Genomic DNA, 26668 nt, shown 5'->3' on the forward strand with positions numbered 1-26668 from the left:
TTGTTCACGAATTGTTCCTGTTATTATCGGATTTTAATTAGTGTCATTGGTACAGTACCAATACATTTACGTCGATATTTTAAAACCAAAATTTATTGCAAGTCATATGAAAATGCAGCAATTCTTTAGTATTGTATTGCTTCTGATGACCCTTTTTGCCAGGGTGCAGGAAGTGGATGCACAAAACACATCAGTAAAAGGAGTGGTTGTGTCGGATCAAAACGAACCACTGGCTGGCGCTACCGCCACCGAGAGCGGGACCCAAAACGTGGCGATCACGGATGCCAACGGAAAGTTTTCTATTAACCTGATCAAATCCTCATCAAAACTCACTGTCAGCAGTGTCGGGTATTTAGACCGCACACTTACTGTCAACAGTCAAACCACCTCCATTCAGGTAATATTAACGTCCACATCAAAACAACTGAATGATGTGGTGGTGATCGGTTACAGTGTGCAGAAAAAAGCCAATCTGTTAGGCGCCGTTTCATCTGTAAACACCAAAGACATTTCCAAAATGGCGGTTACCGGTGTTGCCAACATGCTACAGGGACGTGCAGCCGGTGTGCAGGTTACCAATGCCAGCGGTGATCCGCGAAATACCGGAACGGTGGTGATCAGGGGTGTGGGGAACATCCGTGGCATGTCGCCATTATATGTGATCGATGGCGTGCCCGCCGTTGGAAATACAGGTTTCAATATCAACCCCCGTGATATTGCAGACATCCAGGTGTTACGCGATGCCTCCTCTGCCGCAATTTACGGGTCCCGGGCAGCAGGCGGTGTTATTCTTATCACTACAAAAAAAGGCGCTCGTAAAGAAAAAATGGCTATCGATATCTCTGGGATGCAGGGATTCAGCAACGGTACTTTTCTGCCCAAATTATTGGGAACGCCCGATTATAAAAGAGCATGGTCTGCAATTATTCCCTCCGCTGTTAATTGGGATGAATCGGTAAATACCGATTGGATAGATTATTTATACCGCACCGGAAAAGAGCAGAACTACACCGCTTCTATCAGCGGCGGAAGTCAAAAGCAGAACTATTACATTTCAGCCGGCTACCGGCGTGTAGATGGGATTGTTACCAATACCTGGTCAGAAAGATACAGCCTGCGTGTAAACAGTGATTACGATCTGGGAAAAAGAATAAAGGTGGGTGAACGACTTAACCTGTATAATTATTCGGATAATCCACCGGTGATCACCGGCGCAGCGGCCAATGCCTATGCGTTGCCCTTCAGATCGTCGCCTATGATGCGGCCTAAAAACGACGATGGCACCTGGGGCGGCCTGCCTTCACCGGGCAATTACAATGGTGGCAACTGGGCTGCTTATGTAAACACCACCAACAGAAGATACAATTCACTGGAAGCCGAAGGAAACCTGTACATAGATGTTGAACCCCTCACCGGATTACATGTACGCGCTACGGGTGGCGGAAACTGGAGTACCAGCATGGCCCGTCAGTTTGAACCCAAATGGTATGTATCTGGTCAATCCAATCAACCGCAGGACAATCTTCGCAAACAAAGCAACCTTACGATGGCTTATGTTGGGAACATTGTGGCTTCCTATGATAAAAAGATCGGTGAGCATGAGTTTAAATTGCTGGCCGGGATGGAAGGAAGAAAATCTTCTTCAGATGACCTTTCCGGATCGATCTATGCCGTGAACTCTGCCTATTCTGTTCCGGTTATTTCCGATGCCTTCCCTGTTGGTTTTTCAGAATCAGCTGCATTGAGCAACGTACCGGCAAATACCAGCGGACGTAGTTCTGATATGAACTATGGCATCTCCCGCATGGAAAGTTATTTTGGCAGAATTAACTACGCTTTTAAAAATAAATACCTGTTAGAGGCCAATCTTCGCCAGGATATAAGCGACCGCTTTGCACCCCGTTACCGAAAAGGCAATTTCCCTTCTGCTGCAGTAGGCTGGCGAATGATAGAAGAAGATTTCATTAAAGATAAAATAAGCCAGCTGTCTGATCTTAAACTGCGGGTTTCCTATGGAAGCCTGGGCAATGACGGAGTAGGCAGCTATGTATACATTCCTTCGCTCGCAAACTATGATAAAACACAATTCAACGAATTGCCGGGAACGGGTACTGTAAATGGCTGGGGCATTGGCCGCGTTGCCAATGAAAGCATTAAGTGGGAAACGGTAACCACCGCTAACATTGGTTTGGATGTTGGCCTGTTCAAGAACAAACTGGGCCTTACCGTGGATTATTATATCCGTGATACAAAAGACATGCTGTATCAACGTAAGCTGCCACTGAGCTCGGGTATGGGCGGCGGCCACTCTGCTTCTGACACCTATGCCCTTGATATGAACCTGGGTAAAATGCGGAATAAAGGGCTGGAACTGACTGTTAACTACAAGGATAATTTTGGAAAACTGGGCGTAGAACTCGGATTTAATGCAGCCTTCAACCGCAATAAAATACTGTCTTTCGGTGGCGAACAACTGCCATTGGATGCAGGTACCGCCGGCGAATACTGGTCAGGCACAGTTGCCCGTACGCAACTGAACTCACCCATTTCTCAATTCTATGGATTTAAAACAAACGGACTGATACCCGATCAGAAAACCATCGATGAGCTGAACGCAAAAGCCCAAAGCAGCGGCAATGCATTCTATTATGCAAGTGGAACGGGGCCTGGCGATATCTGGTATGCAGATATTAATGGTGATAATGTGATCAATGATCTGGACCGGACCGTTATCGGCAACCCGCTTCCCAAAATGACCTATGGTTTTAACATTGGGCTGTCCTATGAAAACTTTGACCTGGCCTGTTTATTCAATGGAGTATATGGTAATGATGTATACAATGGAATGAACGGTTATTATGGGAGTGTATATAACGATTTCAATACAACGTCGCAGGTATTCAACAGTTCCTTTATGTATGGCAACGGACTTACCGGTCAACCCAGGTGGGGTTATTTAAGTAATAATGCCTTCCAGTATGATCCCAATGGCAACTATAAAAGGATCTCCGATTATCATATCCAGAAAGGATCATTCCTGCGTCTGCAGAATTTACAGATCGGTTACAACCTTCCTGAAAAATTGTTGAACCGACTCAAAATGTCACACGTGAGAGTATACTACAGCGGACAGAATTTATTTGTGCTGACGAAAGTGAAAAATGTTGATCCCGAAGTTGGATATGCCGGTGCCAACAACAGCGCCCTGTCGCAGGGAATTATTTCTGCCGAAGTGTATCCGAAAACAAGATTGCATTCATTCGGAATTGAATTCGGGTTCTGATCATTCTTTCAAACAAAAAATTACAATTAATGAAACGAAACATTATAAAGTTTTCCATCATCCTGGGTTTAAGCGTTTCGCTTTTTGGATGTAAGAAAGATTTTGTAGACGACTCAAAGCCATACAATGTATTGAACCCGGATATTTTTCCGGAGACCATGGCTCAGGTGGATTACTTCCTCAACTCACCCTATGCCAACACGCATTGCCTGGAATTGTTTGGCTTTTCAGGCTTGGGCCGGTTCTTTTATAACATCGATCATACCGGTGATGTGGCCTGGCTGGGTACCAGCGAGTGGAATGAATTGCAGGTACTGCGGATAAATTCGGCTAACAGTTATTCAGGCGCACCCTGGAGAGGGTTGTACCGGGGGGTGCAACAGGCGCGCACCTTCATCGACCAGATAGTTCCCAACTTCAAAGAAAAGAAGGGCGCTGCCATAGCTGCAGCCGATACCCTGGCATTGAGATATAAACTCGGTGAAGCGTATTACCTGCGTGCCTGGCATTATTTCTTTCTCATGAATTTATATGCACAGGAAGTGGTAGTGAAAGGAAACGGCGATAATACGGAGCCAGGTGTTATCCTGTACACGTCGGATGTAAAGATCGGTGACCGCCAGGATGAAATGCGGCCACGCAGTACCGTAAAACAATGCTGGGATTATGTAATAGCCGATCTGAAAACTGCCATGGCACAATTGACAGAACCGGCTACCGGCGCCAAAAAAAGCTGGACCGGTGTAGACAAAGGCCGCATCGATTATTTTGCCGTTGAAGCATTGCTGGGCCGGGTATTGATGTATGAAGAACGTTGGGATGAAGCCCGCGATGCTTTCCTGGACATTGTTCAAAACGGAGGTAAATCATTGATGAACTTCCAGGACTATTATAATATGTGGAACGGCAATCCGCAATATGCCTATACCGAGAACAACAATACAGAAGCACTGCACCAGATCACGATCGTACGATCGGGCGACAATGCCATGGCCGGCCCCTCAACGGCTTCAGCCGTAAGCCTGATCTTTACACCCTTCTTTGACAATGGCATACCTGGCGGCGCCACCCCGGGCTATGGCAATATGTATATGCACGATAGAAATTTGGGCCGGTTTGGATTCCCGCAAAATTATTACCCGGTTATGAAGAACCTGGGTACAGCCGGCCGCACTGTTGAAACGTCCTATATCGATTCATGCCGCCATATGAAAACGTTGAAACGGTATGACGTAGATCCTGATCCCCGCTTATGGGTAGGTGCTTACCAACCCTGGGTAGATTCTGTAATGAACGGTGCCGCTAAAGTCGCTGTATTACCTTATGGCGCTACAACTGAAACAGAATACCAGGTAAATGCGCCGCAAAGCAGCGACATCATCAAACATGGCTGGACGCTCCGGAAATTCAATTTATATGATGTGCAGGCAAGCCAGAACCCGCGTATGCATGGTGCTGATTTTTATTTTACCCGCCTGCCTGAAGTATACCTGAACCTGGCCGAATGTTATTGGAAATTGACCGGCAATAATGCAGATGCGAATGCACTGGAGTATATCAACAAGGTACATCGCAGGGCATGGAACCTGCCAAATGGCGCGGTTCAACCGGGCGTGGATTATACTGTAGTGTCATCAGCCGCAAAGATCACCAAAGCAGCACTCCATCCCAATACATCCGATCCTGCTTTCCAGGACCAACTGGCATTGAATGCGCTGTATTATGAAACATGGGCCGAAACATTTGGCGAAGCAAAATGGTGGTTCAATGTAAGAAGATGGGGGCTTGGGCCAAATGAGGCAAAGTCATATGAAACGAGCAGGGCCGGAGCCATTACCTGGAACTCCGATAACCAATATGCATTACCGATTTATCAAACCGAAAGAGACAGGAATGCCAATTGTGTACAGAATAAGGGTTACTAGTATACTGATGCTGATGGCAGCCATGCTGCTGACCCTGCTTTGTTTGGGCTATCGGGCTACCACCCGCATTGTATGGCTCGATGAACTGGATCTATCCAACGTAGACCAGTCGGCAGGGAAAGCAATGGCTAATCAGTCAATGTGGAAGACACCCCTGTCAATTTCCGGGGAGAAATTCAACAGGGGTGTTGGTACACATGCCGAAAGCGTATTCAGAATAGATCTCGATGGAAAGACCATTTCATTCAAAGCCCGTGTAGGTTTGGATGATTCGCCACCCGAACATGAATGGAAGCAGGCAAGCGCCGAGTTTATCATCACCGGTGATGGTAAACTCCTCTGGCGTAGTGGTATCATGCATGGAAATGAAAAAGCAAAGCAGGTAACCGTTTCAACGAAGGGGATAAGATCACTCATTTTACGCGTAGACCATACCGGTGATGGAATTGCAGGCGATCGTGCGGATTGGGTAAATGCCTGCTTTGAAGTGGAAGGTGCCGACCCTGTTTCCACAAAAAGAACAAGCGAGGCTGCCTACATAACAACGCCTGCACCTGCAAAGATGCCGGTGATCAACGCCCCCTATGTATATGGCGCCCGTGCAGGCCATCCTTTTTTGTTTACCGTTCCGGTAGCAGGTGAACGCCCTATCGTTGTTAATGCAACCGGTTTGCCAGAAGGATTGGTGATAGATAACCACACAGGCACTATCACAGGTAAAGCCATAAAGAACGGAACCTATAAAGTAGCCATCACCGTACAAAACAAATATGGATCCGATACAAAAGAACTGGATCTGGTAATAGGAGAGACAATAGCGCTCACCCCACCGATGGGTTGGAACAGCTGGAATGTTTTTGGCGCCGGCATCGATGATAAAAAGATCCGGGACATGGCAGATGCCATGGTAAACCTGGGCCTGATCAATTACGGCTATGCCTATATTAATATCGATGATGGGTGGCAGGGCCAGCGTGGCGGACAATTCAATGCCATTATGCCGAATGAAAAGTTTCCTGACATGAAAGCCCTCGTGAATTATGTACACAGCAAGGGCATCAGGATCGGGATCTATTCATCACCCTGGGTACAAACCTATGCTGGTTATATTGGCGGCGGGGCAGATACAAGAGATGGAAAGGTGATCAATTCCTCACGCAGATATGGCGCCTTTTCTTTTGTAAAGAATGATGTGCAGCAATGGGCCGAATGGGGCTTCGATTATGTAAAATATGATTGGGTTACCAATGATATTGCCCATACCGCAGAGCTCAATTACCTGTTGCAAAATTCGGGCAGGGATATCGTATACAGTATTTCCAATGCAGCCCCGTTTGAAGGGGCTGCAGACTGGAGCCGCCTTACCAATGCCTGGCGCACCACCGGCGACATTCACGACTCCTGGTGCAGCATGACCACGATCGGATTCATGCAAAGCAAATGGCAGCCATATGCCAAACCGGGTAGCTGGAACGATCCGGATATGCTGGTTGTTGGAAAAGTAGGGTGGGGAAAAGACCTTCATGCCACCCATCTTTCACCTGATGAACAGTATACACACGTCACCCTTTGGAGCATACTGGCCGCACCATTATTGATCGGCTGCGATCTGAAACAGGTAGACTCATTCACCCTACGCCTGTTAACCAACAACGAAGTGATTGCGGTTGACCAGGACCCGGCAGGCATACAGGGAAAAAGGATCAGTTACGATAAAGAAAGAAAAACCGAAATATGGGCCAAACCTTTACACGATGGCTCCCTGGCTGTTGGGTTGTTCAATTTGTCAGACAACAAACAGGAGATCACCATTGCGTGGGATCAATTAGGTATCAGGGGCCCGCAAACAATCCGTAACCTATGGAAACAAATTGATGAAGGCGTACATGAAAACAGCTATGATGCCCAGGTACCCTCGCATGGCGTATTATTTATGAAAATTAAACCTGTCGATTAACATGAAGAACCAGCTCTGTTTTAAAGCAGCCCTATTGTTCTTGCTGGCAAGCACCTCCGTTACACTCGCCATAGGCCAGCAGTACAGAGAGTTACCCTTATGGCCCGAAAAAGCCGGGGTGGAAGATTATGCCGATGCATTGCTTAAAGTGTTTATACCCGAGAAAGGAAATGGGGTGGCGGTGATCGCTTGTCCGGGTGGGGGGTATTCCGGGTTGGCCCTGGAAAAAGAAGGAACAAAATTTGGGCCCTGGTTCAATGAACAGGGAATTGCCTGTATTGTATTGAAGTACCGGTTGCCCAAAGGCCGTACCACCGTTCCGTTGAGTGATGCAAAAAAAGCCATGCAACTGGTAAAGGAACATGCGGCGGAATGGCATATAGATACCAATAAACTGGGCATCATGGGTGCCTCTGCAGGGGGGCATTTGGCTGCCACCTTAAGTACGCATGGGGCCGCCAGTGAGCGACCCGCTTTCCAGATCCTGCTCTACCCGGTTATCTCCATGAAAGAAGGGCTTACGCATCCCGGTTCGCGCAAATCGCTGTTGGGCGAAAAACCAAAGCGCCGCCTGGTAAAGGAATATTCCAATGAATTGCAGGTAACAGAACAAACGCCGCGGGCATTCATAGTGGTGAGCGATGACGATAAAACGGTATCCTCTCTTAACAGTATTTACTATTATGAAGCATTACATAAAAATAAAGTACCGGCCGAGCTGCATGTATATCCAAAAGGCGGGCATGGCTGGGCGTTGAACGACAACTTTCTCTTTAAAAAAGAATGGACGGCCGCATTGACGAAGTGGCTGCAGGCACTTTCAGGAAATTAACCAGGCAGGTAGCATTAAAAAGATTAACAGACATGATAGTGATAAGGAAGAAATGTATAAGTGTATTGTTCTTTGTTCTTTTATTGATCACCAACAGTGAAGCCCAGACAGGTAAAGATGACCTTCAACCTGTAAATAAAATAAAAAAGATCGGCGATAAACTGATCCGCGAAACACCTTTTGCCTACAAGCTGATATTGCCAATACATACTCAGGTGTTCAATGGACTGAACTTTGTTGATTTTGGAAGAACGTTCGGCAAAGGAAAAGAAGCCGTAGCTTATGGCTTTACGCAGCTGACAGTTTTAAAAGATACCCTGTTCACCATAGAAATAGCGCACAATGATGCCTGCAAGGTCTGGTGCAATGGAACGCTTGTGTACGAGAAAAAAGGGGGACGGGATATTGAAATAAAACGGGATGAAAGAAGCATGAGCATGTCGGCTGCTTTTCCCGTACACCTCAAAAAGGGAAGCAACAGTCTTTTAATAAAATCAGCTACCACAGGAAAAGAATGGTGTGTGTTTTTACAGCCGCCCAGCGAAAAAGATGCCGTGCTCGATGGCCCGCGCGCGTATCCGGCAATAGGATTGAAACACGTACAGCATGTAGACAGCAGTGTGGCCTCCCTCAGTAACTGGCTGGTGATCGGTCCATTTGCAGCGGGCATAGATACTGAACATGAGCCGGAAAAGGAATGCCGGTTCGGCACCATGTATCCCGGGCTTGCCGGCCCCATAACCTGGACGGTTCCCAAAACAGAAGTGCTGGGCGATGTTATTGATGCCAAAGCTTGGGGTACCACGTACCAATGGAATTATCACAATGGCGGCGTAGCCTGGGCAATGGAACAACTGAGCGAGCTGACCGGCGAAAAAAAATACGATCAGTGGGCCGGCAATTTCTGCGATTTCCAAATGGAAGGAATGCCTTTTGTTGATTACCAGGTAAATAAACTCAGGTCGTATAACTCGGCAAATGCCATGGTCATCAATTCCAGGCTTCTTGATTTTACATTGGCCCCTTCATTACCACTTATCTATCGCCTGCGAAAAGAAAAGAACTTTAAAAATGAATCCATCTATAAAACCTACATCGATAGGATGATGGAGTATGCGCGGGTTGGCCAGATAAGAAGTAAAGGCTATACGAACTACACGCGCACCACACCGGAGGAATACACCGTATGGGTGGATGATATGTTTATGGGTATTCCATTCTTAATGCAGGCAGGGTTATATACCAGTGATCCCGAACAAAGGAAATTATTTTTTGATGATGCTGCCAGCCAGATCCTGGATTTTTCAAAACATGTGTGGGATAGGGAGGCACGGCTTTTCATGCATGCCAGTTATTCATCGCGCCCACAGGTGAAATTGCCTTACTGGTCTCGGGCCAATGGCTGGGCTATTTGGGCCATGACCGAGGTGTTGATGGCGTTGCCCAACGACCATCCCAAATACAAAGCCATTCTGAACCTCTACCGCGATTTTTCCAATTCATTGTCCCGTTACCAAAGTCCCGAGGGATTTTGGCACAACGTGATCAACCGCGACGATTCGCCCGTAGAAGTGTCTGGTACAGCCATCTTTACCATGGCAATGGCAAGAGGGGTACGACTCGGCTGGCTGGATGCAAAAAAGTTCACCCCCATTGTTGAAAAAGGATGGAAGGCCACCGCTTCTGAAATTGAAGACGACGGTACTGTGCATAAGATCTGTGTAGGCACTATGTGCTCAGAAGATGTGAACTACTATATGACACGGCCATTTTATGACGACGATACCCACGGCTCTTTTGCCGTGATCTTTGCAGGGATGGAAGTACAGAAAATGTTGGACCAGCAAAAAAAGTGAACAATTGAAAAAACTAACGATCCTGGTTGTTGCAACCACCTGCTTTTTATTTTGGGTTGGATGTAGTACGCACAACAGCAACATTCAAACAAGGCCATCCCGTTTAAATAAAGAAGCAATTGCTTTGCTTAAAAAAGAACTGGTTGCAAGCGAAGCGAAATATGATGATGGCAAAAAAATGATCTGGTCCATCACAAAGGAAAAGCATTACCACAGCGACCTGGACAGCGGGGTAAAAGTGCATGACACGCGCAGCTCCATACAATATGCGGCTGCGTTGATGCATACCGACGATGCGGCGTGCATACAACGTGGAATTGATATTGTAAAAGCAATATTGCCCTTGCAGGAAAAGGATACAAGTCAACCATATTGCGGGGTATGGCCATATTATCCCGAAGACCCGTTAAAAGGCCGTAAAGCACCCGTTGATTACAACTGGGCCGATTTTATATCGGTATACTTAATTGATATCTTACTGACTGCACCAGCGCATCTTAATGCAGCACTGAAAGCGCAAATAAAAGAAGCCCTTATTCTTGCGGCACGCTCCATCATGAAAAGAGATGTGAAAGCAGACTATACCAATATCTGCATCATGGGCACCTATGTTTGTTATGTGGTGGGGAATTTATATGAGGTGCCGGACATAGGCAGGTATGGAATGAATAAGCTGCATTATTTTTATAATTATACAAAGAACAGCAAGGGTTTCACCGAATACAACAGCCCCACCTACACCGTAGTGGCCATGAATGAACTGCTGCGAATGAAACAGGCAATCATCAACCCCATGGATAAGAAAATGGTTGATGAATTGTATGCGCTGTGCTGGAGCATGATCGCGCGGCATTTTCACCAGCCTTCCGGCCAATGGTGCGGCCCTAACCTGAGGGCCTACAATGACCTGCTGACACCGGAACTGAAACAATTATTTTATTATGCCTCCCACGGTCAGATTGAGCTGCCTGGCGTTTATCCAAGAGAACCGCATGTACTGGAGCCGCATGAGATCCCTTCCAATATAATTCCCCAATTCCTACATCAAACTTTACCCCGTATAACAATCGACACCTTTATTGCAGGAAATTACCTGGCCCGGGATCATGCGGGGTATGGTGATGGAGACAGGCAGGCAAAAGATATTGTAGGGAAATTATATGCACATCCTCAATATGCGCTTGCCTCTGTTAACCAGGGTTATTGCTGGAACCAATGCCGGCCATTGATAGCGCATTGGGGCACACCGGAAACACCTTCTTATTTGCGCGTGCGTTTTTTGCACGATCTGTATGACTTTTCTGCCGTACACATTAAGAGCGTGCAGGATGCTGAAAACGTACTATCCATTCTGAATGTAGCATATAACGGCGGCGATAAGCACCCGAATATTGATCGTATAAAGGATTCAGCCATTACTGCTGCCGATCTGCGCCTGCGCATAGAGACCGGTGGTGATATTAGTACTGCTGTTTTTTCAATCATCGATAAAAAGAAAAATGAATTATTGTTCACCTCTGGTCCAATCAGCATGGCAATTCAAATTCCTTATAGTAATTGGGGTGAACTGCAGGGACATTGGGAACTGGGCGGTTCGGCAGATAAGAAATGGGCAGACTATGTCATTTATTCGGGCAGTAAAAAAATAGTCAACCTGGCTGCCATGCAGGAAGCAGTAACCGGGTTATTCCTTTCTGTGTTAACTGGTAAAGAAGAATCAAAAGTGCCGGAGATAACGGCAACTACAGATAGCAACTATCTCCGGTTATCGGGTAGTGGTCTGGCAGTTCGTGCCCTGAAAAGGCCAAACGATGAATTCAGAATAAAAAACGATTTCGAAACCGATCCTAAATAATTATGCAGGTAAAACATTTTATACTGGGCGTCTTATCCCTTTTGTGTGCGCAGCTGGCCATCAGCCAAATGAAAGAGCCGCAGGACTGGGCAGGTTACGAAGAAGTACTGGGTGTAAAGAACGGATTGAGAAGTTATAACTATGAGGTGAACCTGATTGAGTCATCGGCGCCGGCCAACGTATTCTGGCCGGGCGATAAGATCCGGTTGAAATTTCAGTTGATCAATAATACTAACCAGCCCATCGGGGTGGAAGGGAAGATGTATGTGATCCGTTATGGAACAAAAGGGATCCCCAACGATACCTGGCTACCCAAAATGGTAAAACTGGATTATCAAAAGGCGGTGCCTGTTACCCTGAATATTGCGGCTAACGGCTACCTCAATACTGATTTGACCATTGATGATATTAAAGAATATGGCGGCTATGCCGTAGTTTTTGATCTGGGTAAGTACGGGCGCAGGCTGGGCACCAGCTTTGTGCTGAGCATGAAACCTTCGCCGGTGAAAATGCAATATCCCAAACAATCGCTCGATTACCTGGGGGTTGATTTCCTGCGGCGGGTAGGGGTGCAGGCCATTCGTTTTGGGGTGCCCTATATCGCAACCACCAATCCGAACTACCAAACATATATGCAGGAGTTGAAGCGCCAGATGAAGAACTTTAAGGACAACAACATTACGGTAATGCTGATGTTTGGGGAGGGACAAACTGCGCAATCCATGCCGCTTGGCATTAGCCGGCCACACCTTGACAGCAGCGGAAAAATGCTTCGCACCAAACAGGACCTTGCCTGGATGCCGGACATGGATGCGGATTTCAAAAAATATGTAAAAGAGTTATGCCTCGATTATGGCTGGCCCAATGGACCGGTTACCGCGGTCTGTTTGTGGAATGAACCCTGGGAAGGTACTTCAATCTCCGGCTGGCAGGCAGATATGCTCCGGTATCGCGAGATCTATACTAAAATGGCCGAAGCTGTACTGGAAGCACGAAAGGAAAACAGGGATGTGCTGGTAGGCGGCGGTGATTCCAATTCCAATGTATGGGATAAGTTCTTTTCCGATGGTACTTTGAAAATGTTGCCCATTTTTGATTTCCTTTCCATCCACTATCAGGGAATGGAATCGCCGGTATTGTATCCCGAATGGAACAACCGCAAAGAGTATAAAGGAAAAGTGAAGATCTGGGATACGGAAAGCTGGGTGGGTAATACAGATGATCGTATAGGGCTGGTAGTGGCTGCGAACCGTTCGACAGGCTACGACCGGTCAATGGGTGTTTATGGCGGTTATATGTATTCCGGCGATCCGCACCGCTCAGTGCAAAGCATGGGGGTTAGAACGAAGAATGGAACAGAAACGGTCCCGAAATTACACAACACCTGGTCTACTGCTGCTGCCATGGGTGCTGTGCAAAACCTGATCGGTGAGCGCGGATTCAACCGCCTGTTGTTTCAAAATGGCCTTCCCTGGGTAATGGTGTTTGATGGATACAACAATAACAAAGAAGATGGCACCCTGGTTATCGCCGGCGATCTGGGCGACGCATTTGGCGCCACCCATGTCCTTTTCCGCAATGTGCGAAGCCTCACCGAAGCCAAAAGAAGACAGGTTTTGTTCAACCAGTTAAAAACTACAACGGATGATGCCGCACGAAAAAATATAGAAGGCGAACTGGGGCAATATTATCCCATCACCGATGGTAAAATGACGGTGAAAGCCGATCCCTCTTTTTCGCTGTATGATTTTTATGGTAACCAGGTGGCGCCGCAAATTGGGTTCTTTACCATACCGCTGAATTACCAGGGCTATTTTATTCGGGCAAATGGCAGCAGCGGCGCATTCGACAAACTGGTAGCAGCTGTCAGCCATGCAAGAATAGAAGGATACGAACCACTGGAGATCATTCCAAAAGATTTTACAGCCCCTGTTGATACAAAGCCGGGCATGCAATTGCAATTGACGAATATTTTAAACCGGCCCATAAAGGGTAAATTACATGTTACCATTGGGAACCTGGAATTAAACTATCCGCAAACAGTTACGTTTAAACCGAATGAGAGCAAAACCATCGCCGTTACAGTAAAGAGCGGCGCTGCCAGTAATGACAACAGCTATCCCCTGCAGGTACATTTCGATGCGGGGAATGATGGCTTTGCCCAACACTATGAAGAGATGCACGTAAACTACATTGCCAAAAAGACTATTAATGTAGATGGCGTGTTAAACGACTGGACCGGTGTTATTCCGCAAACAATAAAAGGAGCAGGCAAAGCCAGTATTTCATTGACAGACGCGGCCTGGCATCCGTATGAAAAGATGGATAGGGTAGCTGAAGGACTGGCCAATACCTACATGGCCTATGATGACAACTATTTTTATTTTGCTGCCCGGGTAGCCGATAATACTCCGAACAAGGGTGCGCCCCGGTTTGAATTCCGTGATGATGACCAATACTTTTATCCAGATACCGCCTACATGCAAACTATGTATGCGATGGGATCGGCATTGATCAAGCAACCGGTTGAGGCTGATAATAAAGGCGCGTTGCAATTGCCCGCTGGTGGCCGGGTGCTGAATTATTTTGAGAACACGGCTACCACACGTGCTATCGGCATGGATCTCGATCTGCCGGTTGACAGGTATACCCGGACCGCATTCTATTTTCCCGGCATCAACCAAAGAAATGTTTTAATAACTATCTACGACCGGGAAAGCGGAAAGGAAATATTGAATACCACCATTGAGAATTGTTGGAACGGAGCTTACCTGAACCTCAATTTGACTGGAAAGCTGCGTATCCGCTGTTCCGCTACAAGTTGGGATAGCTGGAGAAATACTACAAAGCTGGCAGGCATTTTCTTCGACACTACCAATGAACTTATCGATACAACTAACAAAAATGCATCAGCCATACTGGTGACAAAAGATTTCGATACCCAGGGCAACTGGATAGGTATTTATGGGAAAGCAGGGTATTACCTGCCGGGGTCAGCCACCACATTACCCGCAAACATGCAATGCACCCCCGTTTCACAAGACGACCTGGTGCCCCTGGTATGGCCCAAAGGAGTGCGGCGTTTTTCCTATCGCAAAACAGGTACGCTGCCCGATGGAATGATCGGTGAAAAATTTGACAACATCCTGATCGCGTTCAACGTGATCCCCATTGGTGAAGATGGAATGGAGGCGGCTGCAAAAGGCACAATGCCGCGTTATACCGGTTATAAGTGCACCGACTATGAATATGCTTTAAACACAGTTGCCGAAGAATATGGCGGTGGTTTTGAGATCTGGCGAATGTTGGTGCCCGGTATGCCCCGTAAACACTTCTTCCCGCGTCAGCCCAAATCGCCGTTTGATGGCGCTGTAAAGAATGGCAAACTGATAACCGTTCGAAAAGGCAATACACTGTATACGGAATGCGCCATTCCCTGGAGTGAAATTCCCGACGTGAAACGGATCATTGACCAGGGCGGGAAAATAAAATTCTCCGCCAGGATCAATGATGATGCTGCCGGTGCTGCCTGTATGGAGCTGGCCCGTGACCGCAGCGTTTCAAAAGTAAATTCCCGGGCTTTTCATCCCGACTGGAAAGAACACTGGGCCAATGAAGTAGAATTTGGTGTAGAAAAATAATACAAACCATGATCAGATATATAGTTTCAATCCTGTTCATCCCCTTCGTGATGGGGTGTGGTGCGACGGCAAATGATCAGCAAAACAATGCAGATGTGCTGGCCTTTGTGAACCCATTCATTGGCACAGGCAGCCATGGCCACACCTTTCCAGGCGCCGCTTATCCCTCGGGCATGGTACAACTGAGCCCCGATACCGGCCTCGAAGGGTGGGACAGGTGTTCGGGTTATCATTATTCAGACAGTTCCATAACAGGCTTTTCTCTCACGCATCTTTCCGCTATTGGACGTTCCGACCTGATGGATGTAATGCTGATGCCTGCTGTAGGAAAAATAAAATTGAATGCGGGCACCAGCTCAAAACCCGGTGACGGATACCGTTCGCGATTTTCGCACGATGAAGAAACTGCCTCACCTGGTTATTACAAAGTAAAACTGAAGGACTATGATATTACTGCTGAATTAACGGTTTCTCCCCGTTGCGGTTTTCATCGTTATACTTTTCCAGCCAGTACAACCTCCCATATCGTGTTGGACCATTCTCGTCATTATGCTACCGATTCGGTGCAATACACCACACTGAATGTGCTGGATAGCTGCACTATTACCGGCGAAAGAAAAACAAAAGGCTGGGGGGAACCGGGTGAAAAATACCGGGCTCACCAACAATTGTTTTATGCAATAAAAGTGTCGAAGCCATTTAACGCTTCTATTGCAGTGGATGAAAATTTTATCAAAGGGAAAACAGCAGCCGGCAGAAATGTAAAAGCCATATTGAATTTTGAGACGTCGAAAAACGAAATGGTGCTGGTGAAGGTGGGTATATCGCCTGTAAGTATCGAAAATGCGCTGGAGAACCTGTTGACCGAAATTCCGCATTGGGATTTTAACGAAACACTCACCCAAACGCAGTTAAAATGGCAACAGGAATTAGCCAAAATAAGGATCAATGCGTCAGAAAAGATCAAAACAATTTTCTATACGGCCCTGTATCATTCATTGATAACGCCGGAAGAACTACAATAAATATAATTATTGCAGCAGGGAGTCGAAGTCCTGTTCGTATACAACCTGGCCATTAAGCTTACTCACTTTTACGTAATCCACGGCGCCACAGCCCTTGAATCGCAGGATCAATTCATTGGCTGACCCTATGGGTTGCGTGTAATCGATGTTGTAGATCTTTTGTCCATCGAGATAGAAGGTGGATCTTTTATTTTCTACTCTGATACCCATCACATGCCAGTCGGAAGCGTTAAAATTGAATTTGCTCAGATTATAATCGTCGCCCTTGATATTCTTTTCACCGCTGATGAATTTGATATACGCATAACCTGCTTCATTCAATGCAAAACCATGTCTGCCTGTATTGGAAAGAATGTACATCATAACGTCTGAGCGAGGAATGGCGAAGTCTTTTACCGAATTACGAACCCTGGCCTCAAACATAAAATTATCACCATCCACCAGCTTGTCTTTATAGTAAACATAACTCACAAATAAATGACCGGGGCGCGCTTCCGGTACTACACTATCCAGGGGCAGGCTCACATATCCTTCTTTTTTATACGCCTCATAGATAGGCAATGTTCTGAAAATACCTTTTCGTTCGTTACGGGTGAAAATAGACCAGCCGGATTTTCGGTTTTCAATAAGTATGCTTTTTATAGTGCGTCCTTTGTATTGTACCTGGCAATATCCATCTCCCTCATTGATGTAAGTAGCATTTACTTTTCCCACAGGCCTGCTTAATTGTTTTTCCGCAGTATCGCCATTTGCTTCTTCATAAACCAGCTTGATATCTTTCAGTAAAGATGAAGGAATGCTATACGAAAATGTGACTGTCAGGGGGTTGACACCTTTGGGATTTGCCGCTGTAAAACTTATTTTCGACAACAGGTAGTTTGTATAAATTTCTTTGATCTTCAAAGTATACAAAAGATATCCCGAAAGGATTAATAACAACACGGAAAGCAGGTAGATATATATCTTGTTCGATTTTTGGGCTGGCGTTTGTATTGAATTGAAAATGGGAGTTGTAATCTCTTCTTTTTGTCCGGTTGCCTGCTCTGGTATGTTAATTTCAGTGGTGACCGTAGCTGCCTCTTCTATGCGGGTCTTTTTGATCACAAAATCAGTATATCCGGCATATCCTAAAAAGCGACAAAGGGCATCCCTGGTGGCCAGTTGGGGATTGCCTGTACGCTGTTGAAAAAATCTTTTAAGTGTATTAGCATTTACCGTAACATCGGTAGACTCAAGGATCATATTCTCCAGTGTCTTGAATTGATCCAGGTCCCAGCTCTCCGGTGCTCCCCAGGAAACAAAGCGGGTAGCATATTCCCTAATTATTTCTTTTATGTATCGTCTGTCTTTTATTTCATCCATATTCTTGTAAATATAACTTCCTTTTCTAAAACCTGCCAATGAAAATGCCATCAGAGGGCTATTCTCAAACCGGGAACGCGCAGTCATGCATAGGACATTTTACTGGGGGTGATACTTCCCAACCTTTGAAATTGATGAAACTGTAAGAGAGGTTGGTTTAGAACTCCCTCGGTTAGCACATTCAACCCTTTTACATTATTTTAACTGCACCACCTTTTACTTATTCCCCAAACAAAGGTCTTATATATGTTGGTATTAATTTTAAATACTGTACATATAAAAACGGTAATTATGAATATAAAAATTTTGAAAATACTATTTGTTGCTGCCATTAGCATATCTCTGTTACCGGGATGTATTATAACCAGGGAAAGAGGTTATCACGATCATCATTATAGACACCATGAGCCATCACGTTATTATAGGCATTATTAAAATCCGGCCATAATATTTCAATACTGCACCAGCTTTCGGGTTGGTGCATTTCTTTTTTAGGTATACCCGGTTTATACGTTCCTGTCGCCAGGAAAGCCATACTCGGTAGATTATCTGGGAAGCAGGCACCAACTGCAGTTGGGTTTGCAGTATTCGTTCTAAGAGGGTTCGGCTGAACTCCCTCGACTCCACGAAATTTAAGCCCCTGATTTTCAGGGGTTTTCTTATTGATAGATGAATTGAACTTACAATGGATCAAAAATATTATTTGCCCAACACGCATTATCTTTGCGGCATCTATGGCAAACAAAATGACATACGAAGAACTCGTAAAAAAGCATCCTGGCTCCCTCGTGGAGAAGATCGTGACAGAAGTAGTGAGCAGAGATACCGTTGAGGTTTACTTTGAAGATGAGGACGACGAACAGTGGGCAGTAATAAAAGTGCATGTTTATGAAGAGGACAAGGAGATGGCGATACGCCTGCTATCTGATGACAAATGGGTATTGTGGTTTGGATACTATGATGACGAGGATGAATTCATTGAACTGCTTCAGCCGCTTACTCAGCTGGAAATCGACCTGATTCCCAAGGGGCTTCAAAAAGTTATGAGTAAAGTCGTGTCGAGTGAAGAAGGCTTGCGGCTTCCAGGAAATTTTTTGTCTAAATAAGACCGGACAATGAAAATGGAGGATTGATTGGCGAAGGGTATGAACATTAATGCAGGCTAAAAAAGCCCTGAAATTCTTATATATAAATTTCAAGGCTTTTTCATTAAGAACGCCAGGCATTAACCGATAATAACTTTTGTCTCCAATTGCTCTTCCAGCCCATAAATTCCTCCTTCTCTGCCGATCCCTGATTGTTTGAACCCTCCAAAAGGAGCCAATGCATCATGGTAAATCGTATTGATAGCCACCCTGCCGGCATTGATCTGTGCGGCAACCTGGTTAGCACGCTCTATATTGGAAGAACTCACATAGGCATGAAGGCCATAGACGGTATCGTTGGCGATAGAGATAGCTTCTTCTTCAGTTCGATATGTAATGATCGACAGTACAGGACCAAAAATTTCTTCCCGGGCAATCGTCATGTTATTGGTTACGCCGCAGAAAACTGTTGGATTTACATAATAACCATCCGACAGTCCTTCAGGCCTGCCTAACCCACCGGCGAAAGGAAGGCGATCTAAAAATGAAACAGCTCGAAAATTTGGGCCGATCTTTAATTTTATGTTAATGGCTGTAGTGGCTGGCTTCAGTTGTTAATTTATTTATTTGCATGCTATGTAGGTCAACCCAGGAAACAGCCTGATAAAAAATAAAATATGAAAAAAGTAATTGCAGCAATCAACATGACGATTGACGGGTTTTGTGACCATACCTCAGGTGTCCCTGACGAAGAGATCCATCAACATTACGCTGACCTGTTGAGAAGTGCCGGCACCGCCTTATATGGCAGGATAACCTATCAGCTTATGGAATTTTGGCGAACCGTGCTGGAAAATCCCACCGGCGATAAAGCAATGGACGACTTTGCTGTCGCAATAGACAACACCCCAAAGATTGTTTTTTCCCATACACTGAAAAGCGTAGATTGGAAAAGCGCGAAATTAGCAAGCCAGGACCTTGAGAAAGAAGTTTTGGAACTCAAACAACAATCGGGTAAAGACATTTTTGTGTGCAGTCCGAGTTTGATTGTAGCTTTAACGAAACTTAATTTAATAGACGAATACCAGCTTTGTGTTCACCCTGTTGTTGCTGGAAGTGGGTTACCGTTATTTAAAAACATCAGCGAAAAAATTACCCTTAAACTCATAAAGACCAAAACGTTTAGCGGTGGTGCAGTTATTCTTTATTATGGGCCGCTAACAAGTACAGCGCAGGCATAAAGTTTCCTGTCACAAAGGTGGGATAAGTTATTACTTACATTGGCGTCAGTGCTTGTTACAATTAAGACAAAAGAATTAAGGCAATAAACTAAAATACCTTCAAATCCATAGGGTCTGAAGGTATTTTGCCAATAAAATTCCAAGATCAACAAGTACGCTAAATGCAAAAACCGGGATAGTGATGTTAGTTGGCTTCGGAAGTTTTTTTTGCTTTATGCTTGTCACCACGTAAAGTAATGATCCGTAGCGATGCCAATAACCGGATTACGGGATAAACGGGATCTACTTCATGCCAGCGTTTACCAAAGTTAATAGCAGTAGGGCTTTTGTGATGATTATTATGATAGGATTCGCCAAGCATAAGAAAGTCAACGGAAAACAGGTTTTGGGAGGTGTTCTTTAGTTTGAAATTGGTATACCCATATTTATGGGCAAACCAGTTGATGATAGCGCCATGAAGCGGCCCCATAACAATTACAATAGGTAATAACAGCAACCACCAGAGGGATGGGCTTAGCCAAAGAAATAATGCTGTATAACCAAGTATCCAGATTACACGGGAAAAAGTAGAGTGGGCCCATTTATCAAATGCCGGCCAATCGGGCAGATTACGAAGAAACTGCTCTTCTACTTCATATTCATTTTTATAGATACTGCTATAGATCTGCCTGGTGCGCACCATCATTTCCAACATATTTTTTGAATACTCCGGCGAATGGGGGTCTTTTTCGGTATCAGTATAGGCATGGTGCATCCGGTGCATGACAGCATAGGCCCGGGGACTCAGATAAGATGAGCCTTGTGTCAGGTAAGTAAAAATAAAAAACGCCCTTTCCCAGAATTTATTCATGGTAAATGCCTGGTGAGCGGCATACCTGTGTTGAAAAAAGGTTTGACAAAAAAGAGAAGAATACCAGATGATAATAAAAATGATCAGCATCCACATAGTGTTAATTTTTGAAATAGAACATGCGGAAAACTGATTTCATTTCTAAAGCGCTGATAAGCCGGAGTGAAAATAAAAAAGTAATACACAAAATCTATCGGGGCGCAAGTTACAGCAAATAACGTTAATTAAATTACAATGCGGAACTCATCTGTGACAGGGCTCATAATACACCCGGTAATTCTGTAATTGTCAGGCCGACCTATCTGCTAAAAGATTATATTGTAGTGACTTTGCGAAAAAAATAATGAACTATTATGCGAAAAGAGATGAAATCATCCCGTAGAAAGTTTATAAAAAATATGGCAGGCACTGCAGCTGCGCTGACTGCAGGGAGTATTACCAGCAGTTTTACGGCCAAAAGTTATCGCAGAATTATCGGGGCTAATGACACGGTTCAAATGGCAGTGATTGGCTGTAATGGCCGGGGAGCAGGTATGGCGGCCATCTTTGCCAAACAGCCGCTTACCAATGTGGCGTATATGTGCGATGTGGAAGAAAAGGCCCGTCAAAAGGGGATCAATGAGGTTGTAAAAGCTGGAAAGCAGGCCCCTAAGGGTGAGAATGATTTCCGAAAGATGTTGACTGACAAAAATGTAGATGCTGTTTACATTGCCACGCCCGATCACTGGCATGCACCTGCCTCTATCTTAAGCTGCGCTGCCGGTAAACACGTGTATTGTGAAAAACCCCTTTCGCACAATCCCCGGGAAGGCGAATTGGCTGTTGCAGCAGCAGCAAAGTATAAACGGATTTTCCAGGTGGGTACACAAAGAAGGTCGTGGAAATTGCTTTCTGAAGGTATTGAGCAGTTGCACGCAGGCGCTATTGGGAAGATCTATATGGTCAAATGCTGGTATACCAATAACAGGAAATCCATTGGTATAGGTAAACAAACGGCGGTAATGCCCGGACTGGATTACGAGCTTTGGCAGGGCCCTGCTCCCCGCAAACCATACCAGGACAACCTGATCCATTATAATTGGCACTGGTTCTGGCATTGGGGCACAGGAGAAGCTTTAAATAATGGTACGCATGAAATTGATGTGGCGCGTTGGGGGCTGGGACTTGATTATCCGTTAACGGTGAACTCTACCGGAGGCCGCTATTTCTTTACCGATGACTGGCAAACGCCCGATACGCAGCTCATTACGTATCAATGTAAGGAGGCGACCGTTTTATGGGAAGGAAGAAGCTGCAGTCCTTACAAGGTGCAGGATGCCGACCGTGGGGTGTTGTTTTATGGTACCAAAGGTGTAATGCTCACGGGGCATGATGGCTACACCGTTTTTGATGAAAAAGGAAATGTGTTGAAAGAAATAAAATCAAATGCAGTTGTAGATGGTCGTAATACCGCCAGCCCCAATGAAGGACTCGACGCAGTACATATTGACAATTTTTTAAACGCCATCAGGCAGAATACTCCTGTCAATGCAGATGTTACAAAGGGATTTAAAAGCACATTATGGGTACAGTTAGGTAATATCGCCCAGCGGGTGGGGCATACCCTCCATATCGACCAGCAGAATGGTCATATTCTGCAAGATAAAGAGGCGATGAAATTATGGGGGCGCGAGTATGAACCTGGCTGGGAACCGAAGGTATAACATGTAAATCGAAAATTATCTATATGTCATCAAGGAGAAACTTTATTCAACTGGCCTCGCTTGGGCTTGCTACTGCTGCCATGCAGGTCCCTTTGGCAGGTATTGCTGCATCCGCAGCGCTGAAAAAGCCCAATTTGTCCCTTGGTATTGCGGGATATACTTTTTCCAAAATTGAAATGGCGGCTGCAATTACAATGATGAAGCGGCTGGATGTTTCCAATCTGTCCCTGAAAGACGTATATCTCCCTTTATCAAGCAGTGATGAAAAGATCCGCTCAGTGGTGAGCGAGTTTCAACAAAACGGGATCAACATTTATACTGTGGGGGTGATCTATATGAAGAGCAAGGAAGCAGTTGATCAGGCATTTGACTATGCAAAGAAAGTGGGGGTGAACATGATCGTTGGCGTACCCACCTACGATCTGCTGGATTATGCAGAAACAAAAGTAAAATTGCTGAACATCCGTCTTGCCATCCACAATCACGGTCCCGAAGATGAATTATACCCTGGTCCCCAGCAGGTATATGATCGAATCAAAGACCGGGATCCCCGTATGGGCCTTTGCCTGGACATTGGTCATGCTACCAGGGCGGGGGTAGACCCGGCTCGGGCTGTAAAAGCTTATAAGGACCGGCTTTTTGATCTTCATATTAAAGACGTGACCGCAAATACCAGGGACGCAAAGACGATAGAGATCGGACGAGGGGTTATTGATTTTGAAGGGTTCATGAAGGCATTACGCCAGGTGAACTACAAGGGAGTGTGCAGCTTCGAATTTGAAAAGGATATGCAGGACCCCCTGCCGGGACTTGCCGAGTCGATGGGCTTTTTCAAAGGCACAATGGCTTTGATATAGGTAAAACATACGTTTAAAAATAGATTGCATGCCAGAAATTAATCGCCGTACATTCTTACGACAGTCAGCCATTGTAACTTCAGGAATCGCAGCCAGTGGTCTGATTACAATTCCTTCCTTCGCCTCAGTTACGTTTAATGCCGAATCTCCTGTTGCCACAACTATCTATGGACAAATCCGTGGTTATACGGACAATGGTATCAATGTCTTTAAAGGGGTACGATACGGCGCAGATACTTCCAAAAGGCGTTTTATGTCACCGCTTGCTCCAGAAAAATGGAGCGGCATTGTAGATGCGGTTGACTATGGCGCATCTTCACCACAGGGAGGCCAGCGGGGAGGAAATATGAGCGAAGACTGTTTATTCCTAAATGTTTTTACTCCTGGTCTCCGGGATAAAAAAAAGCGCCCTGTACTGTTTTACATACATGGAGGCGCATATTCAGGAGGCTCAGGTTCCAGTCCACTTTATGATGGAGTTCGTCTTTGTAATCGGGGTGATGTAGTGGTGGTATCGATCAACCACCGGCTAAATGCCTTTGGTTATCTGTATCTCGCCCGTTTCGGTAAAGATGAACTCGCGGATTCCGGAAATGCAGGTCAACTCGATATTATTATGGCATTAAAATGGGTGCGGGATAATATCGAAGAATTTGGTGGCGATCCCGGGAATATAATGGTATTCGGACAATCGGGTGGGGGAGCAAAAATTGCTACTATGATGGCAATGCCTGCTGCAAAAGACTTATTTCAAAAGGCAATAACAATGAGCGGTCAACAGATAACGGCAAGCGGGCCGTTAAATGCAACATTAAGAGCGCGGGCAATTTTAGATGCATTGAAAATTTCTCCCGAAAGGATAGATGAAATCCGGACAATACCTTTTCAAAAAATTGTAGAAGTCCTTAACACCAAAGATCCGGTTCTTTCATTTGGCGGCGTGTATTTCGGGCCTGTCCTGGATGAGCGATCATTACTACGGCATCCCTTTTATCCCGATGCTCCGGCCCAATCATCGCACATTCCAATGATCATTGGAAATACGCATGATGAAACAAAGGCTTTCCTGGGCGGCGATCCGACAAATTTTACAATGACATGGGAACAAATGCCTGAAAAGCTGATACCCAATATGCGTGTTGATATTCAGCCTGAAATGGTAATAAATGAATATCGGAAATTATACCCCCAGCTGTCCCCGGGCGACATATTTTTTAAGATCACTACGGCATCGAGATCCTGGCGGGGAGCTATCATTGAAGCTGAAGAACGTGCTAAATCCGGCGCGCCTACTTATGCTTATCAATTGGACTGGGCAACGCCAAAAGACAATGGAAAGTTCGGGGCTCCTCATGCATCAGATATTCAACTGGTGTTTGACAATATCGATAAACCCGGTGCAACGGCCATTGGGCCTCAGGCACAAAAAATGGCTGACATCATGAGCCAGACCTTTATTGCGTTCGCCCGTACCGGTAATCCCAATAATAACAGCATACCTAAATGGGAACAATATAAATTGCCGCGGCGACAAACAATGGTGTTTAATGTACCGTCTCATTTGGAAGATGATCCGCGGGGCGCTGAAAGAAAGATATTTGAGAAGGTGCCTTATATCCAGGCAGGAAGTTGATTTTCAATTAGACTTAAAAGATATTTGATGATACATTGCTCAAACAAACTCTTTCACATTTTATCGCTATCTGCTTTCTTTTTTTTCTTCTTTTCTATAGCTAATGGCCAGTCGACAGTCAAAAAAGATTCTTTTAAGAATCCCATACTTGGCGGAGATTACCCCGATCCCACCATCATGCGTGATGGAAAGGATTATTACATGACACATTCTGCTTTCGATTATGTGCCCGGTCTTACTGTGTGGCATTCTACAGACCTTGTGAATTGGGAACCCATCAGCTATGCACTTACCACTTATTTAGGCCCGGGTTGGGCCGCTGATATTTCTAAATATGAAGGCAAATTCTATATTTATTTTACAGTTGCCGGAACGGGTCGCAGCAATTATGTGGTGTATGCAGATAGTCCTTACGGACCCTGGAGCAAGCCGATCGATTTAAAAGTAGGGGGGATCGATCCTTGTCATATCGTTGATGAAACGGGACAGCGTTGGCTGTTTTTAAGTGGCGGCAACCGGGTAAAATTGTCAAGCGATGGCCTTTCCATCGTTGGAGCTGTTGAAAAGGTGTACAGCGGCTGGCAATACCCCGAACAATGGGATACAGAAGGGATGTCACTGGAAGGACCCAAACTTAAAAAAATTGGGGCCTATTATTACTATCTGAATGCCGAAGGAGGAACTGCAGGTCCTCCCACATCGCATATGGTTGTAGTAGCCCGTTCCAAATCAATCAATGGCCCCTGGGAAAATGCACCTAACAATCCGCTAATACACACCTACCAGGCTGCTGACAGATGGTGGTCGAAGGGACATGGTTCACTCATCGATGCTCCGGATGGCAAATGGTGGATTGTTTATCACGCGTATGAAAACGGTTTTCAAACGCTGGGCAGGCAGACGCTGCTTGAACCGGTTGAAATTACCAGTGATGGATGGCTAAAGGCGCCAACCGGAACCGGAATAGAAATGCCGTTACGCAAACCCATAATTAATGGAAATCCCATAAACCGATTAGCACGACTGAATGAGTTTCGTATTGGGCTTGACTGGCGGTTTTACAAAAAGTATGATTCCACGAGAATTTCCGTTAACAAGGATGTGCTCACTTTAAAAGCTCAGGGCGCAACACCTCACGAATCTAATCCGCTGCTCTTTGTTGCTGATGCGCACAATTACGAGATCAGCGTTAAAATTGAAAAAGATGCTGCTGCTGTGGCAGGAATCGTATTGTTTTACAACGCCGATTTTTATGTAGGCGCAGGCTTCGACAGCAAACGAACGCTTCGTTGGCGAAAGGCCCAGCAAAGAGGCGGAAGTGAACATAGTGGAAAGAATACGCTGTGGTTGAAAATTCATAACAACCACAATATCATAACCGGCTACTATAGCTATGATGGAAAAAACTGGAAAAAAGAAACTTGGGGCATGGACATATCGGGTTATCATCACAATACCCTGTACGATTTTTTGAGTGTGATGCCGGGCCTTTTTGCCTATGGTGATGGAGAAGTGCGATTTAGTGATTTACAGTTTAAACAGCTGGAATAAGGTTAGGAGTTG

18 protein-coding genes are annotated in these 26668 nt (G+C 45.5%); 14 read left to right on the plus strand and 4 right to left on the minus strand.

The features are described 5' to 3' along the window. Positions 1–106: 106 nt before the first annotated feature. From BMX95_RS21885 to BMX95_RS21920, 8 genes are read left to right on the plus strand one after another with little or no spacing between them, the layout of a single operon-like run. Positions 107–3283, plus strand: coding sequence for a SusC/RagA family TonB-linked outer membrane protein (locus BMX95_RS21885; protein ID WP_090519559.1), 3177 nt, complete (start codon positions 107–109; stop codon positions 3281–3283). Between the two features lie 29 nt (positions 3284–3312). Then, positions 3313–5208: a RagB/SusD family nutrient uptake outer membrane protein gene (locus tag BMX95_RS21890; protein WP_081197821.1), complete on the plus strand. Its 1896-nt coding sequence runs from the start codon at positions 3313–3315 to the stop codon at positions 5206–5208. Positions 5209–5221: 13 nt separating this feature from the next. Next, positions 5222–7165, plus strand: coding sequence for an NPCBM/NEW2 domain-containing protein (locus tag BMX95_RS21895; protein WP_207631498.1), 1944 nt, complete (start codon positions 5222–5224; stop codon positions 7163–7165). Position 7166: 1 nt separating this feature from the next. After that, positions 7167–7997 carry an alpha/beta hydrolase gene (locus BMX95_RS21900; protein ID WP_081197819.1) on the plus strand — a complete coding sequence of 277 codons (831 nt, stop codon included), beginning with the start codon at positions 7167–7169 and terminating at the stop codon, positions 7995–7997. After that, positions 7949–9853, plus strand: a complete 1905-nt coding sequence (locus BMX95_RS21905) for a glycoside hydrolase family 88/105 protein (protein WP_207631496.1) — start codon at positions 7949–7951, stop codon at positions 9851–9853. Before BMX95_RS21900 ends, BMX95_RS21905 begins: the two co-directional genes overlap by 49 nt. A gap of 4 nt (positions 9854–9857) precedes the next feature. Then, complete coding sequence (locus BMX95_RS21910; protein ID WP_090519561.1) at positions 9858–11708, plus strand: hypothetical protein; 1851 nt, start codon at positions 9858–9860, stop codon at positions 11706–11708. Between the two features lie 2 nt (positions 11709–11710). Further along, positions 11711–15349 carry a DOMON domain-containing protein gene (locus tag BMX95_RS21915; protein ID WP_081197817.1) on the plus strand — a complete coding sequence of 1213 codons (3639 nt, stop codon included), beginning with the start codon at positions 11711–11713 and terminating at the stop codon, positions 15347–15349. 8 nt (positions 15350–15357) lie between these two features. After that, positions 15358–16374, plus strand: coding sequence for a glycoside hydrolase domain-containing protein (locus BMX95_RS21920; RefSeq protein WP_207631494.1), 1017 nt, complete (start codon positions 15358–15360; stop codon positions 16372–16374). Between the two features lie 6 nt (positions 16375–16380). Here BMX95_RS21920 and BMX95_RS21925 read toward each other — a convergent pair whose 3' ends face one another. Continuing rightward, complete coding sequence (locus BMX95_RS21925; RefSeq protein ID WP_207631492.1) at positions 16381–17823, minus strand: hypothetical protein; 1443 nt, start codon at positions 17821–17823, stop codon at positions 16381–16383. 271 nt (positions 17824–18094) lie between these two features. Further along, a complete protein-coding gene (locus tag BMX95_RS35035; protein WP_165758821.1) occupies positions 18095–18271 on the minus strand; it encodes a hypothetical protein in 177 nt (58 codons plus the stop codon). Positions 18272–18470: 199 nt separating this feature from the next. Here BMX95_RS35035 and BMX95_RS21935 point away from each other — a divergent pair, with 199 nt between their 5' ends. Continuing rightward, on the plus strand, positions 18471–18842 hold the full coding sequence (locus BMX95_RS21935) for a hypothetical protein (RefSeq protein WP_081197815.1): 372 nt from the start codon (positions 18471–18473) through the stop codon (positions 18840–18842). Positions 18843–18961: 119 nt separating this feature from the next. On the opposite strand, the gene BMX95_RS21940 is transcribed toward BMX95_RS21935, so the two are convergent. Then, positions 18962–19432 carry an aldehyde dehydrogenase family protein gene (locus BMX95_RS21940; protein ID WP_081197814.1) on the minus strand — a complete coding sequence of 157 codons (471 nt, stop codon included), beginning with the start codon at positions 19430–19432 and terminating at the stop codon, positions 18962–18964. Positions 19433–19498: 66 nt separating this feature from the next. Between BMX95_RS21940 and BMX95_RS21945 the strand changes: the two genes are divergently transcribed. After that, complete coding sequence (locus BMX95_RS21945) at positions 19499–20062, plus strand: dihydrofolate reductase family protein (protein WP_081197813.1); 564 nt, start codon at positions 19499–19501, stop codon at positions 20060–20062. A 184-nt stretch (positions 20063–20246) separates the two neighbouring features. Here BMX95_RS21945 and BMX95_RS21950 read toward each other — a convergent pair whose 3' ends face one another. Continuing rightward, positions 20247–21008, minus strand: a complete 762-nt coding sequence (locus BMX95_RS21950; RefSeq protein WP_081197812.1) for an acyl-CoA desaturase — start codon at positions 21006–21008, stop codon at positions 20247–20249. A 257-nt stretch (positions 21009–21265) separates the two neighbouring features. Here BMX95_RS21950 and BMX95_RS21955 point away from each other — a divergent pair, with 257 nt between their 5' ends. The 4 genes from BMX95_RS21955 to BMX95_RS21970 are packed head-to-tail and all read left to right on the plus strand — an operon-like array spanning position 21266 to position 26656. Next, positions 21266–22615, plus strand: a complete 1350-nt coding sequence (locus BMX95_RS21955) for a Gfo/Idh/MocA family protein (RefSeq protein ID WP_242672998.1) — start codon at positions 21266–21268, stop codon at positions 22613–22615. Between the two features lie 23 nt (positions 22616–22638). Continuing rightward, positions 22639–23472: a sugar phosphate isomerase/epimerase family protein gene (locus tag BMX95_RS21960; RefSeq protein ID WP_081197810.1), complete on the plus strand. Its 834-nt coding sequence runs from the start codon at positions 22639–22641 to the stop codon at positions 23470–23472. 28 nt (positions 23473–23500) lie between these two features. Beyond that, positions 23501–25105, plus strand: coding sequence for a carboxylesterase/lipase family protein (locus tag BMX95_RS21965; RefSeq protein WP_081197809.1), 1605 nt, complete (start codon positions 23501–23503; stop codon positions 25103–25105). 27 nt (positions 25106–25132) lie between these two features. Continuing rightward, entirely contained in the window at positions 25133–26656 is a 1524-nt protein-coding gene (locus BMX95_RS21970) for a family 43 glycosylhydrolase (protein WP_081197808.1), read from the plus strand. Positions 26657–26668 lie beyond the last annotated feature (12 nt).

The sequence above is a fragment of the Niastella yeongjuensis genome (assembly GCF_900110245.1).
Lineage (GTDB): Bacteria > Bacteroidota > Bacteroidia > Chitinophagales > Chitinophagaceae > Niastella > Niastella yeongjuensis.